General features: G+C 71.7%; 9 protein-coding genes and 1 tRNA gene. 2 read left to right on the plus strand and 8 right to left on the minus strand.

Features of this window, described 5'->3' with window-relative positions; all coding sequences use genetic code 11:
- Window positions 1–127: 127 nt before the first annotated feature.
- From addB to PGN23_RS12135, 5 genes are read right to left on the minus strand one after another with little or no spacing between them, the layout of a single operon-like run.
- Complete coding sequence (addB, locus tag PGN23_RS12115; protein ID WP_335303158.1) at window positions 128–3118, minus strand: double-strand break repair protein AddB; 2991 nt, start codon at window positions 3116–3118, stop codon at window positions 128–130.
- Complete coding sequence (locus PGN23_RS12120; RefSeq protein ID WP_335303159.1) at window positions 3111–3866, minus strand: nucleotidyltransferase family protein; 756 nt, start codon at window positions 3864–3866, stop codon at window positions 3111–3113. Before PGN23_RS12120 ends, addB begins: the two co-directional genes overlap by 8 nt.
- Complete coding sequence (locus PGN23_RS12125) at window positions 3863–4846, minus strand: aminoglycoside phosphotransferase family protein (protein ID WP_335304591.1); 984 nt, start codon at window positions 4844–4846, stop codon at window positions 3863–3865. Before PGN23_RS12125 ends, PGN23_RS12120 begins: the two co-directional genes overlap by 4 nt.
- On the minus strand, window positions 4843–5304 hold the full coding sequence (gene tsaE, locus PGN23_RS12130; protein ID WP_335303160.1) for a tRNA (adenosine(37)-N6)-threonylcarbamoyltransferase complex ATPase subunit type 1 TsaE: 462 nt from the start codon (window positions 5302–5304) through the stop codon (window positions 4843–4845). Before tsaE ends, PGN23_RS12125 begins: the two co-directional genes overlap by 4 nt.
- A complete protein-coding gene (locus PGN23_RS12135; protein ID WP_335303161.1) occupies window positions 5301–7628 on the minus strand; it encodes a sensor histidine kinase in 2328 nt (775 codons plus the stop codon). Before PGN23_RS12135 ends, tsaE begins: the two co-directional genes overlap by 4 nt.
- A gap of 262 nt (window positions 7629–7890) precedes the next feature.
- Between PGN23_RS12135 and PGN23_RS12140 the strand changes: the two genes are divergently transcribed.
- Window positions 7891–10926 (plus strand): TonB-dependent receptor plug domain-containing protein, encoded by a 3036-nt coding sequence (locus tag PGN23_RS12140; protein ID WP_335303162.1) that lies wholly within the window; start codon window positions 7891–7893, stop codon window positions 10924–10926.
- Window positions 10927–10966: 40 nt separating this feature from the next.
- Here PGN23_RS12140 and PGN23_RS12145 read toward each other — a convergent pair whose 3' ends face one another.
- Window positions 10967–11158, minus strand: a complete 192-nt coding sequence (locus PGN23_RS12145; protein ID WP_335303163.1) for a DUF5818 domain-containing protein — start codon at window positions 11156–11158, stop codon at window positions 10967–10969.
- Between the two features lie 77 nt (window positions 11159–11235).
- Between PGN23_RS12145 and PGN23_RS12150 the strand changes: the two genes are divergently transcribed.
- Window positions 11236–11308: transfer RNA gene (locus PGN23_RS12150), tRNA-Ile, on the plus strand.
- On the opposite strand, the gene PGN23_RS12155 is transcribed toward PGN23_RS12150, so the two are convergent.
- Both PGN23_RS12155 and PGN23_RS12160 read right to left on the minus strand, forming a co-directional pair.
- Complete coding sequence (locus PGN23_RS12155) at window positions 11277–12320, minus strand: WalW protein (RefSeq protein WP_335303164.1); 1044 nt, start codon at window positions 12318–12320, stop codon at window positions 11277–11279. The two genes, PGN23_RS12150 and PGN23_RS12155, sit on opposite strands and share 32 nt — an antisense overlap.
- A complete protein-coding gene (locus tag PGN23_RS12160) occupies window positions 12317–14047 on the minus strand; it encodes a sensor histidine kinase (RefSeq protein ID WP_335303165.1) in 1731 nt (576 codons plus the stop codon). The genes PGN23_RS12155 and PGN23_RS12160 overlap by 4 nt, the downstream gene beginning before the upstream one ends.
- Between the last annotated feature and the right edge of the window lie 21 nt (window positions 14048–14068).

A 14068-nucleotide genomic window follows, 5' to 3' on the forward strand; every position in this document is an offset into this window, starting at 1 on the left:
TGAAAGGGAGGGGTCGGGGGTGGGTGGGGTCCAGGTCATACGGGTCCGCGTGTGCGCGCCGAACCGTACCGCGAGCACGCGCCCCACCCCCAGCCCCTCCCTTGAAGGGAGGGGGGCTACGATCCGATCACCGATCACGGCCATACCATTCGTCCCGCCGCATCAGCTGGTCATACTCCGCATAGGGCGCGAATTCCGGATGCAGCTTCGCCACGAACGCCTCCTCGCCGGTCAGCCAGCGCGCCGCCGCCTCCGCGAAGCTGTCGCGCGCCGCCCGCACGAAATCGCCGCTAACGATGCGCCCGCCCTTGCCCGCGGGATCGGCGGGGCTGGACACCGCCCCGAACGAATCGCCCTTCTTCGCCAGCGACCAATATTCGAACGCGGTCGCGGTGCCGCTCACGCCCGCGAACCCGCCGGCTTCCGCGATCGCCCCCAGCAATCCCAGCTGCAGGTTGAACCCGCCGCGCACCGCCGCGACCGACGGCGCCTTGCCGGTCTTGTAGTCGACGATCCCCAGCCCGCCGTCGGCCATTCGGTCGATGCGGTCGAACCGGCCGTTCAGGCGAATTCCCGACAGGATCGCCTCCCCGCGTCCCTCGACCGCCAGCACGTCGCGCCCCTCGGCCCGTTCCGCCAGCGTGCGCGCGGCGATCCATTCGAACGCGGCGATCAGCCGCGGCTGCCACAGCGCGCGCAGCAGCGGATGCGCGGCGGGATCGGACAGCAAAGTCAGCGCGCGCGGCAGCAGCGCCTCGGCATCGCAGGCGTCCTCCTTCGCCCAGGCCTCCAGCACCGCATGGACCGCGGTGCCACGCCACGCCGCGCTGGGATCGGCATCGACCGCATCGAGCGGCATCAGTTTCAGGATGCGGCGCGCGTAGAAGGCGAACGGATCGGCCTTCAGCCGGTCGACCTCGGTGACGGATATGGTCGTCGGGCGCAGCCGGGCCGGGGGCAGCGGGGCGGGCCGATCGGCGGGGCGCGGCGCACCGGCGTGGTCGAGCGCGTGGCTCCACGCCGCCCAGTACGGCGCGCGCGGGAAGCGCTCCCCCGCCATCGCCTCCAGCCGCAGCCAGAAGCGCGAGGCGAGCGCGGGCGAGCGCGCATCGCGCCGGCTGCGCGTCAGCAGCACGCGCGGCGCGCCCAGCGCCTGCCCGAAATCGTGCGCGGCGACCCCGATCCCGCGCTCCAGCCCGGGGAGGCCGAGTTCGGCGCGGATGCGCGGCGCCAGCCACGGATCGGGGGCGGGAATCCCCGGCCACGTCCCCTCGTTCAGCCCGCCCAGGATCATCAGGTCGGCGGACTGCAACCGCCCCTCGATCAGGCCGTAGATGGCGAGGCGCGGGTGACGGTCGCGTGGGGGACGGCGGATCGCGATCTCGTCCATCAGCAGCCGCAGCATCGGCACGAATCCCGCCGGCGTGAGGCGGCGCGGGCCGACCGGCGCCTGTTCCTCCAGCGCGGCGAGCAGGTCGGCGGCGGCGCGCCCGGCGGGGCCGCGCCACGCCTCCTCGCCGGCCAGCAGCTCCGCCGCCTCGCGCAGCCCCGCGACCAGCGTCGGCAGCGTCGCGGCGCCGTCGCCGAACACGCGCGCGATCGGCTCCAGCAGGACGCGCGCCTCCTGCCACCAAGATGCGGCCCGCGCGCGGATGTCGCGTTCGCGCTCCGGCGCGTCGCGCAGATGCCGGTCGATGCCGTCGAGCCCCGGAGCAGGGCGCGGCCCGCGCATCGCGCGGTCGAGGCGGCGCACGCCCTGCAACCATTCACCCCGCCCGGCCCCCGCGCGCACCAGCGGATGCTTGAGCAGGGTCAGCAGCGCCATCGGCGCGAAATCCTGTGCCGCGGCCTCGACGATCGCGGTCAGCAGCGTGCCCGGCGGCAGGATCGCCAGCGCACGACCCGCCGAATCGTCGACCTGGATATTCCAGCGCCGGCAATGCGCCGCGACCCTTCGCGCCAGCGCGCGGTCGGGGGTGATGAGCGCGGCGGTCCGCCCGGGTTCCTCCAGCGCGCCGCGCAGCGCCAGCGCGATCGCCTGCGCCTCCTGCGCCGGGGTGGCGAGTTCGGCCGCTTCCACCCCGGTCAGCCGGCGCTCGGCCGCGTCCAGCCGGGTCCATTTCGCGGTGAAGGCGGCGGGCGTCAGCGCATTGGCGATCGCCTTGCCGCGTGCGGCACCCGCGTCGAGATCGCTGGCATCGGTCCAGCGCGTCACCTCGCCGCGGGCGACGCCCATCCGCTCCAGCAGCAGCTTCAGGTGGAATTGCGGGTGCACCTCGATCGCGCGGCGGGCAAGGCCGGTCGCCGGATCGGGCGCATGCGGCCCCAGCGCGTCCCATTCCTCGTCCGGCAGCGCCGGATCGAGATGGGCGAAGACGACCATGCCGCCGGGCAGATCGGCGACGGTGCGCAGCAGCCGCGCCACCGCGGGCGCGGGATCGGTGATTCCCGCGGCGCAGACGAAGCCCGCGGGCGGCGTCTCCCGCCAGCGCTCCGCCTGCCGGTCGAGCAACGTCACCCGCCGCTGCGCCGCATCGACCCGGCCCAGCGCCGCACGCTCCGCCGGCCAGCGGTCGAGCACGATGCGGAACAGCCGCAGCGCGGTTTCCCAATGGTCCGACAGCCCCTCGCCCGGATCGATCGCCGCCAGCCGCTCAGGCGCGACCTCCTCGACGATCAACTGGTCGAGCGTCTGCGCGAGATCCCCCGCCAGCCGCACCGCCTCCGCGGCATCGACCGGGCGCCCGGCGGCGGCGCGCTCCTCCTCGACCAGCCGCGCCAGGATCATGCGGCGCTGGAGCGGATCGATCGCGGGCGGCAGCGGCGGCACCGCATCGGCCGGGTCGAGCGCGGCGCCCAGCGCACCCTCCAGATCCTCGGCACCCACTGCGACGATCCGCGGCAGCAGCAGCGCGCCGCCGCTGGCGCGCACGAACGCCTCCTGCACCGCCAGCGCACCGCGATTGTTGGGCACCAGCACGACGCCGCGTGCCAGTTCGAGCCGATCCCGGCCGCCGTACCGCCGCAGCAGCCCGGCCACCAGCGCATCGGCGAAGGCGCGGTGCGCGGGGATCGTGAAGAGGCTCGGCCGAACGCGGGCGGGCGCGCCCTCAGCCATCCGCGAGCAGCGCCTCGGTCCTCGCGATCGCGCCCGGCACGTTCACCTCCGACCACAGGCCCTGATGCACCACGCCGAACGCGCGCCCCGCCGCGATCGCGCGGTCCCAGAACAGGTTGGTGGAAAACGGCCCCGCCGGCCAGTCGCGGATCAGCCGCGGCGACACGATCTGCAGGCCGGTATAGACGAACGGCGCCACCCGGCCCGGCTTGCGCCGCCCGACGATCCGCCCGGCGGCGTCGAGGTGGAAGTCCCCCTGCCCGCCGTGGTTGTGCGCGCGGGCATAGGGCACCAGCAGCAGCAGCGCGTCCATCGTCTCGTCATTCCAGCGCGCGGCGAGCTGACGGATCGCGTCGGTCGGGCCGTCGACCCAGAAATTGTCGCTGTTGACGACCAGGAACGGCGCGTCGCCCAGCAGGGGCAGCGCCTTGGCGAGGCCGCCGCCGGTCTCCATCAGCTGCTCGCGCTCGTCGGAGACGATCACCTCGATCCCGTGGACGCGGTGCCGAAGGTGCGCCTCCAGCGCATCGGCGAGATAGTGGACGTTGACCACCGCACGCTGCACCCCCGCCGCGCGCAGCCGGTCGAACGTATGGTCCAGCAGCGTGCGCCCCGCGACCTCGACCAGCGGCTTGGGCCGGGTGGCGGTCAGCGGGCGCATCCGCTTGCCGATCCCGGCCGCCATCACCATCGCGGTCGTCGGCACGGCGGCACCCGGATCGGGGCGGATATAGCGCGGGCGGCTCATGCGATTCCCTTTGCGGTGGCGATCGCCATCGGATCGCCGCGCCATTCCGGCGGAAGATTGTCGTCGAACCAGCGCGCGACCGGCGCCAGCACCGGATGCGTCAGGTCGCGCTCCAGATAGCCCCAGACGCGCGGGCACAATGTCGGGTAGCGGGGCTTCCCGTCGCGCTTCCACAGCCGGGTGAAGATGCCGACGATCTTGGCGTTCCGCTGCGCGCCGAGCACGTGATAGGCGTCGAGAAAGGCGTCCCCCTCCCCGGTCGCGGCGCGGTAGCGCGCGAGCATCGCCTCCTCCAGCGAAGGGTCGACGTCGCGGCGCGCGTCCTGCAACAGCGAGACGAGGTCATAGGCGGGATGCCCCGCCAGCGCGTCCTGGAAATCGAGCAGCCCGAGCGAGCGGTCTGCACCGACCAGCATCAGGTTTTCGGCATGATAGTCGCGCAGCACCGTGACCGGCGCCTGCGGCGCGGCGCGCGCCAGCACCTGATCCCAGGCCGCGACATAGCCCGCCACGTCGGGCGCCACGCCGATCGCGGGGCAATACCATTCGGTCAGCAGCCCAGCCTCGCGCTGCAATTCCGCGCGGTCATAGGGGCGCAGATCGGCGGCGGGGTGCGCGCGCAACGCCACCAGCAGGTCGACCGCCGCCTCGTACAGCGGCATGGTCGCCTGCGGTTCGGCATCGACCGTCTCGCGCATCCGCGCATCCCCGAAATCCTGGAGCAGGACGAATCCGCGCGCCAGATCGACCGCCAGGATCGCGGGCGCGGCAAAGGAGCGATCGGTCAGCCAGCGGGCGACCTCCACGAACGGGCGCGGATCCTCGTGCGGGGGCGGCGCGTCCATCAGGATCGCGCGGCGGTCTCCGTCCGCGACGCGGAAGTAGCGCCGGAACGAGGCGTCGCCGGCGAGCGCGTCGATGCGCGCGCCGTCCCAGCCATGGACGGCGAGAAACTGCTCCGCTCCCTCGGGCGGCGTCATTGCGGGGGTGGCCATCGCGCTTCCCATGCCGCGGGCGCTTCCCAAGTCAAGCGGCGCGCGCCATCCGGCAGCACCGCCAGGTCGAGCGCCAGCGCATCGCGCCAGTAACCCGCCCCCGCGCGCTCGGCCCATTCGACCAGCAGGGCCGCGTCGTGGCGCGCCTCGTCGAGCCCGAGTTCGGCCACCTCGCCCGCATCGTCGAGGCGATAGAGATCGACGTGGAGCACCGGCAGCCGCACCTCCGGCGGCTCGTAGGGCTGGACGATCGCGAAGGTCGGGCTCGGCGCCTCCTCCGCCAGTCCCAACGCGGCGAGCACCCCGCGCGCCAGGCTGGTCTTGCCCGCCCCCAATCCTCCCGCCAGCGTCACGACATCGCCCGCGCGCAGCACCGCCGCCAGCCGCGCGCCCAGCGCCGCCGTCGCCGCGAGGTCGCGCAGGATCGCCTCGCCGCGCGTCACCGGCGCGGCATCTCGACCGTGATGAGCGTCCCCTCGCCCGGCTCGCTGACCAGCGAGATCGTGCCGCCATGCGCCTCGACGAACTGCTTGGCGAGCGGCAGGCCCAGCCCGAGGGCGCGGTCGCTGCCGACCGCGCGCCCTTCCTGGGCGAAGCGATCGAAGGCGCGCGACGCTTCCTCCGGGGTCATGCCCGCGCCGTCGTCCGACACCACGATCCGTGCCGCCTTCGCATTGCCGTCGACGTGGAGCAGCACGCGCTCCCGCGAGGCGCCGACGGCGTGGCGGAGCAGATGCTCGACCACTTCGCGGATGCGACGCGCATCGCCCGACAGCCGCCCGGCGGAACGCTGCACCTCGACGACGAATTCCAGATGGCGGCGCTTGGCGGTGGCGCGCACCCCGTCGGCCGCCGCGCGCGCCACCGCGCCCACGTCGACGTCGCCGCGCTCGAGCGGGCGCGCGCCGCTTTCGGTCGAGGTGAGATCGAGCACGTCGTCGATCAGCAGCCCCAGCCGCTCGACCGCGTCCAGGATCGCATCGAGATAGCCGATCGCGTCCGGCGACAGCTCACCGGCATAACCGCCGTGGAGCATCTCCGCGAAGCCGCTGATCGAGGTCAGCGGGGTCCGCAGCTCGTAGCTCATGTTGGCGACGAACGCGGTCTTCACCCGATCCGCCGCCTCCAGCGCATCGTTGCGGTCGCGCAGCGCATGCTCCATCCGGCGGCTGTCGGTGATGTCCAGCATCGTGAACAGCGCATTGCCATCGGGCAGCGGCACCGCGGCGAATTCGAAATGACGACCGTCGGCCAGCGCGATATGCCCGGCGCGCTGCTGCCGCTCGGCGGTCGCGATCCGCACCAGCTCGGCGATCTGGCGCGAGCGGCGCGGGTTGGACAGGCGCGGCGCGACCTTTTCGGCGATGACGTCCACGCGCGGATGGCCGCTCAGGAACTCCTCCTCGAAATCCCACAGCGCGCGGAAGCGGTTGTTCCACAGCTGGAGCCGGCCGTCGGCGGAAAAGACGCCCAGCGCCTCGAACAGATTGTCGAACGTCGCGGTACGCACCCGCAGCAGCGTGTCGCGCGCGCTGGCCAGCTGCACCTGCTCGGTCCGATCCTCGAAGATCACCATCAGCCCGCCGTCGGGCAGCGGCTGCGCCACGACGCGCAGGTGGGTGCCGCCGGGCAGGTGCCAATTCTCCTCCACCGCGGCGTCGGTCTGGAGGAACCAGCCGCGCCGTTCCGCCTTCCACCCTGGAAAATCGCGCACCTCGGGGACGCGATTGGCCTCGCGCATCCGCTCCAGCACGCGGTCGAACTCGGGTCGATCGGACAACCACTCGCGGCGCATCGCGAACAACCGCCGGAACGGCTGGTTGCAGAAGACCAGGCTGCGGTCGCGCCCGAACTGCGCCACGCCCGCCGACAGCCGGTCGATCATGGCGCGCTGCGCATCGGCAAAGCGGCGCTCGCGCAGGTTGGCCTGCTCCAGCTCCTCGATATCGATCGCATAGCCCGCGACGCCACCGACCGGCAGCGGCACGTCGTGGATCAGCAACGATCGCCGCGCGCCGCCGATCGTCGCGGGCAGCACGCGCTGCTGCGGCCGGCCGTCGGTGCGCGCCAGCGCCGCCCCGGCCACGGGTCCGCTCTCGCCCGCGCCGTCGGTCAGCTCGATCCCGCGGCCGACGACATCGGCGGCGTCCTGCCCCTCCACCGCGGCGACATAGGCGGAATTGACCATCGCCAGCCGCAGGGTCGCGTCGCGATACCACATCGGCAGCGGGGCGGCCTCGACCAGCCCGGTCAGCGCCTCGAACGCGTCGGACAGCTCGCGGCACTCGTCGCGCAGCTCGCGCATCTCGCCCTCGATCGCGGTGGAATCGTGCAGCCACACGATCACCGCATCCGCACGCCGCTCGCCCTGCGCGGTCAGCGTCCGCCCGCCATCGCGCGCGTTGATGCTGCGCACGAAACCGCGGGCCGAGCGCTGGCACGCCGCGATGTCGCGCGACAATCCTTGCGCATCCGCACTTTCGACGCCCCAGCCGGCCGCATCGAGTTCCTGCAGGTAGCGCGGCACGCCGGCCAGCCCGAGCCAGTCCGCGGCGCGTCGCGGCATGTCGATCTGGCCATCGGCGCGGATGACGATCGGCTGCATCGGTGCGGCGGCCAGCAGCATTTCCAGCGCATCGCGCCCTTGCATCGCGCCGGCCGCGGCGGCACGCGCACGCAGCCCGACCATCAGCAGCGCCGCCCCGACGCCGATCAGCAGCAGCAGGACGGCCCCCACCACCACCGCGATCCCGATCGACAGCGTCATGACTCGAAGGCGGAAAGGCGACGTGGCGGCATGACGCCTGTCTAGAAAGCTGGAGCCCCAGCGGCAAGGAACTCCCGGAAAGGTCGGTAAAGCTTACCTATGTTGCTGACCCATGTCGTGGCGCGGAAGTGACAGTTGTAACTTTTCATTTATGGCTTGCAACGACATGGCTCGCCCAACCGCTCCCGCTTCCATAGGGACGCACTCGGACGATAGGACAGGGTCCATGTCCTGGTCCGTGTGCATTTCAAGGGAGGACCATATGCACCATTACCGTTGCCGCCTGCTGGGCACGTCGCTGCTTGCCGGGATCGCGCTGCTCGCGGCCCCCGCCCACGCCCAGGACAGCGCGCAGGGCGCCACCGTCGAGGCCGCCACGACGCAGAGTGCGAACGATCCCGCCGCCTCGCCCGCCGATCCCTCGGCCCAGGGCAATGAAGCCGGCGCCGACATCGTCGTCACCGGATCGCGCATCCAGTCGCCGGTCGCCACCGCGGCCTCCCCCGTGCAGGTCATCAGCGCCGAGCAGATCCGACAGTCGGGCGTCATCAACGTGCAGGACCTGCTGTTGCAGAATCCCGCGTTCGGTCAGCCGGGGATCAGCCGCACCAACTCGTCCTTCGCCACGCAGAGTGCGGGCGTCGCGACGGTGAACCTGCGCAATCTGGGCGAGGACCGCACGCTGGTACTGGTCAACGGTCGCCGCTTCGTCTCCGGCGTACCCGGCTCGTCCGCGGTCGACCTGAACGTCATCCCGACCCAGTTTCTCCAGCGCACCGACGTTCTGACCGGCGGCGCGTCCGCGGTCTACGGCTCGGACGCGGTCGCGGGCGTGGTCAATCTGATCTACAAGACCGACTTCGACGGCCTTCAGGCCGATGCGCAGGTCGGCATTTCCGAGCGCGGCGATGGCTTCGACCGGCAGTTCAACCTGCTGGCGGGCAAGAATTTCGCCGACGGTCGCGGCAACATCATGCTGTTCGGCGGCTATTCGAAGCAGGGCACCGTCCTGAAGCGCAACCGCGAGACCGAGGGCGGCTCCAGCGCGATCGATTCGATCAGCCGCGGCGCCTATGTCAGCGGCGAGGATTCCGAGCTGTTCACCCCGCAGCGTCCGTATCTGTCCGGTTTCGCACCGCAGGGCCGCTATTATGCGGGTGATTCGATCTTCACCTACGGACAGGACGGCGCGCTGCGCGATTGCGCGTCGACCAATGGCGACGAGGGGTGCGTCAACGCCGATGGCAGCGCGGCCGGACCGGACGGGTTCAACCGCAGCGATTTCCGCTACCTCGCAGTGCCGGTCGAGCGCTATATCGCCGCGGGTCGCGCCAACTTCGAGGTGTCGCCGGCGCTGAACCTGTTCATCGAGGGCAATTACGCCAGGACGAAGGTCAGCACCGTGATCGAGCCGTTCCCGCTCGACTCGACCTTCAGCAATCCGCGCAACAGCGGACAGATCCCGATCGAGACGATCGTGGGCGGCACCACGTTCCGCAACCCGTTCGTGCCGGATGCGATCTTCAACGCCGCAACCGACACCGATGGCGATGGCCTGCGCGACATCTACTTCGATCGTCGTCTGGCGGACTTCGGCCCGCGCACCAGCCAGGCCACGCGCGACCTATACCGCATCGCGGGCGGCGCGACCGGCACCTTCCTGAACGACAAGCTAAACTACGAGGTCTACGGCATCTACGGCCAGACGACCGAGAACCAGCGCGGCAGCGGGCAGTTCAACACCGCCAACTTCTTCCAGGCACTCAATTCCTACCGCGATCCGGCAACCGGGCAGATCGTCTGCGCTGATCCGGCGGCGCGTGCGGCGGGCTGCGTTCCGGCCAACATCTACGGCGCGGGCACGCTGGCGAATACCGCGGGCTATCTGGCGGTGGACACCACGCTGTCGACGCGGGTGACGCAGACGGTGTTCGGCGGCAATGTGAACGGCAAGCTGTTTTCGCTGTTCGGCGCCGATCCGGTCGGGTTCAGCGTCGGCACGGAATATCGCCGCGAAACCAGCCGCAACGACTTCGACCTGCTGACGCAGCAGGGGCTGAACGGCAACAACGCGCTGCCCGCGACGCGCGGCAGCTTCCATTTGTGGGAAGGGTTCGGCGAGGTCGTCGCCCCGCTGATCCAGGATCGCCCGTTCTTCCATGCGCTGACGGTGCGCGGCGCGGTGCGCGTGTCCGATTACAACACGATCGGCACGACCGTCAGCTACAATTACGGCGGCGAATGGGCGCCGGTGGAGGACATCCGCTTCCGCGTGATGCAGGCCCGCTCGGTCCGCGCGCCCAACATCAACGAGCTGTTCCAGGCGCCGCAGCAGAACTTCCCGAGCGTGACCGATCCCTGCATCGGCGTGACCGCGACGACCGCGGGCACGCTCGGCACGCAATGCCGTGCGGCGCTGGGGCCGAACGCCAACATCAGCGGGGCCACCGGCTTCCAGCCGTCGCAGGCCGACATTCAGGGCGTGACCAGCTTCGAATCGGGCAATCCGCTGTTGCAGGAGGAGAAGGGCGACAGCTTCACCGCGGGCGTCGTGATCGCGCCGCGTTCGATCAATGCGCTGCGCAACCTCGTCGTGACGGTCGATTACTTCAACATCCGCATCAAGGATGCGATCGTCCAGACGCCGCTGCAATACATCCTGAACCAATGCTATCAGGCCGGGAATCAGGATTATTGCGGCCGCATCACGCGGCGTCCGGCCGATATCGGGCCGAACACCGCGGGCTCGATCGACCAGCTGACCACAAGCTTCCTCAACAGCGGCGGGGTGAAGACGCAGGGCATCGACACCACGGTGACGTGGCGCCAGAATCTGGCCGATATCGGCCTGGCCGGCGACCTCGGCATCCGGGGATCGTACACGCACCTGATCTCGGGCTACACGGTCCCGCTGCCGGGCGCCGATCGCGACGAATTCGCGGGCGAGATCGGCGCGTCGCGCGACCGCTTCACGATCAACGGGTCGTACGATCTGTCGGGCGTCGGGCTGACGATGACCGGCACCTGGCTGAGCAAGGCGAGCCTCGACGACCAGCTGACCGGCGCGGCGCCGGGAAGCAACCCGTTCTACGACGTCCGGGCGCAATTCTACCTCGATGCGCAGGTGCGCTTCCGGGTCGACGAGCGGTTCGAATTCTACGTCGGCGGGTATAACCTGCTCGACAACAAGCCGCCGTATCTGGCCGACATCGGCTCCGATGCGGGTCAGGACACGCTGACCAGCACCTACGATCCGCTGCTGCGGCGGTTCTACGCCGGCGTCCGCATCGGCTTCTGACGCGCCATCCAGCCCCTCTCCTTGCCGGAGAGGGGCCTTTTCACGCTGCCGACACGCCCTCGACCGTGACCCGGCCGGCGTCCGACAGTGTTCCCACCACGCGCACGCGCTTCTGCACATGGTCGACGGGGACGCGGCGCAGCTCCAGCACCCATGTCCCGCCCGCGTCGCGTTGCAGGATGAACGCCGCGCCGTCGCGCACCAGCAGCCCCGTCTCGTCCACCTGTGTCATCGTCCCGGTACCATCCCGTTTCCCCGCACGCTTGCCAGCACCGCATCGCTGCCGCTAACGACGACAACGTAGCGGATGGGCCTGTAGCTCAACGGTTAGAGCTGGCCGCTCATAACGGCTAGGTTGCGGGTTCGAGTCCTGCCGGGCCCACCGCTGCGATCACCTCCGCCAGCGTGGCGGGCGCATAGCCTGCGCGGCGCAGTGCGGGGATCACCCGCTCCCACCAATCGTGGAACCGCGCCAGATCGCGCGCGTCGCGGACATAGGGCGTGTTGCCGGCGACCAGGGACGGCGAGTGGAACGTCAGTTGCAGCAGGTCATGCCCCTGCCGCGCGGCGGCGACGACCGCGGAACAGGCGGTCGCGGCATCGGTCCCCTCGGGCGATAGCGGCACGCGCGACAGCAGCCCGCTGCGCGCCAGCAGCCCCCGGCCCCGCCGCACCCGCCCCGCCGCCGCATGCCACCAGGCGCCGGACCGCTGGAGCGCCCCGGTATAGATCGTCGACAGCGGCAGCTCGATCATCGCGCCCGGCAGGTGGAAGGCATCCGCCCCGACCGCGGTGAAGTCGCACCCGCCGTCCGCGCGATAGTCGAACCGCGCCCGCATCGACGCATCCACGCGAAAGCCGCGATCGGCGAGCAGCGCGAGCGTCTGCGGTCCAAGCCCATAGCGCCCCGCGCGGTAGACCGTGGGCCGCATGCCGAACGCGCGTTCGATCGCGGCCGTCAGCTGGTCGAGCTTGGCCGCTTCCAGCGCGGGCGGCAGGTTGCCGGCGAAGGAGGCGGCGTCGGACGGCACCTCGACATGCGGCGGGTTGACCCAGGGGTGGAGCTGCGCCCCCACCGCGCTGCCGTCGCCCAGCAGCGGGCGGATGATCGCGACGGCGGCGGCATCGACCGCGACCGGATGATCGACCAGATAGACCGGCGCGATGCCGTGGCGCGCCATGGCCCGATGCCACCCGGGCAACGCCTCGATCGCGCGCACGCTGCGTGCCGCGCCGGAAAACGGGCGCGTCCAGTCGAACTCCTCCTCGACATCGACGGTGACGATGAAGCGTCGCCCGAACCCCGCGGGCCATCGCACGCGGGCGTCCGCCGGGGTCGCGAAGCGCAGGCGGTGTGCGATCACGCCGTCGCCGCCCCCCGCCGACGCGCTCACGGCGCGTATGTCGATGCCTGCCCCATGCTCCCGTTCAACGCCGCCGGCAGCGTCAGTGTCAAGCGGTCCGCGCCGAACACCAGCCGCCCGCCGAGCTCGCCCGCGAGATTGCGCGCCAGCCGCAGTGCGAAGCCCGCCCCCAGCAGCGGCGCCCCCTCGTCCTCGCCCGCATCCTCGTCGTCGAGCGTCAGCAGCGTCGCCTCGTCGCGCCCGACCAGCGCGGCGGGGCGATCGACCGACAGCGCGACGGCATCGCCCGCAGGCTCCACCCGCACCGCGAGCATCTCGCCCGGCGCGACCGCGGCGAGCACGGTCGCCAGCAACCGCGACACCAGTCGTTCGGCGGCATGCGGATCGGTCGACCACGCCGCCTCGCCGGCGGGCGGCAGCGCCAGGCCGCCGCCGCGCAGCCCCGCGAGCGGGGCCAGATCGTGCGCGACGCGCGACAGCAAGGTCGACACCGCCACCCGGCCGGGCCGCAGGTCCAGCGCATCGCCCTCGATCCGCGCGGCGAGGTCGAGATCCTCGATCGCGCCGATCAACTCGGCGACATGGCGCCGGATCGTGGCCGCGCGATCGCGATAGGGCGGCGCCACCGGCCCCAGCAATTCCTGCTCGATCAGTTCCGAAAAGCCCGCGATCGCGTTCGTCGGCGTGCGCAATTCATGCACCAGCCGCCGCAGCCCCTCCGCCCCCGGTCCGCCATGGGCGCGCAGGGGAGCGGCAGCATCCTCCTCCACGCGCGGACGCCGGGCGCGGCCGCGAAATCCCAGGAAGCTGCCCGTGGCGGAATCGAACACCGGCACGCCCGAGATGCGCCAGTCGCCCGCCAGCGCCGATTCGCCGGGGATCTGCAACCGCGCATCCGCGAACCCGGACCGCTTGCGAAAGGCGCCCGCCGCCACGCCGTCGACGCTGGGCGTCCCGTGATCGTGGCGCAGCGACAGACCGACGATCGCGCCGCGCGGCCCCGTATCGACCCAGCGGATCGTGCCCGACACGTCCGTTTCGAAGCGGAAGGCGACCACCTCCGCGGGTGGCGTTGCGACGGGTTGCGGCGCCGCGGCGGCACGCTCGCGCTGGAATGCCTCGATCCGGTGCACCAGTTCCGCGATCTCGAACCGCTCGGCCGCGGGGGCCTGCGTCTCCGGCGGCGCGATGTCGTTGGCCGGGGGCAGCGCCGCGGCGACCGCGGGCGGCGGCGCCGGAGTGACGGGCGCGACCGCCCCCGCCGCGTCATGCGACAGCACGAAATCGGTGCTGCCGAAGCTTTCCAGCGCGCGCACGACGATCGGCGGCAGGTCGCGGCGGTCGCGCAGCACGCTGCGCCCGTGCGGCGTCAACCGCGGCAACAGCGCCTCCCATTCCTCCGGATCGAGTCGCGCCGCGCGCAGGACCGCGGAGGCGACCTGCGGCTCGTCCGCGGCGAAGATCGCGATCAAGGCGGTCGGCGGATCGGCCAGCGCCAGTCCGCGCGCGCAGGCGGCACGCACCGACACCGGCACCGCCGCCGCGAGGGTCCGCACACGGTCGAGCAATTCGGGGTCGGCGGGCGCGCGACGCCGCCCGATCAGGTCGACCAGCTGGCGGAAGGCCGCGCGTGCGCCGAACGACGTCGAGACGTCGGCGGCGAGAACGGTCTTCAGGCTGTCGTCGAACCGCACGCAGGCATCACCTTTCCACCGCGACCGCTCACCGGGGCGCACCGGGTCGCCGGGCAGCGACACGAAATGTCATATGAAGTGGTT

Source organism: Sphingomonas adhaesiva, from assembly GCF_036946125.1.
Lineage (GTDB): Bacteria > Pseudomonadota > Alphaproteobacteria > Sphingomonadales > Sphingomonadaceae > Sphingomonas > Sphingomonas adhaesiva_A.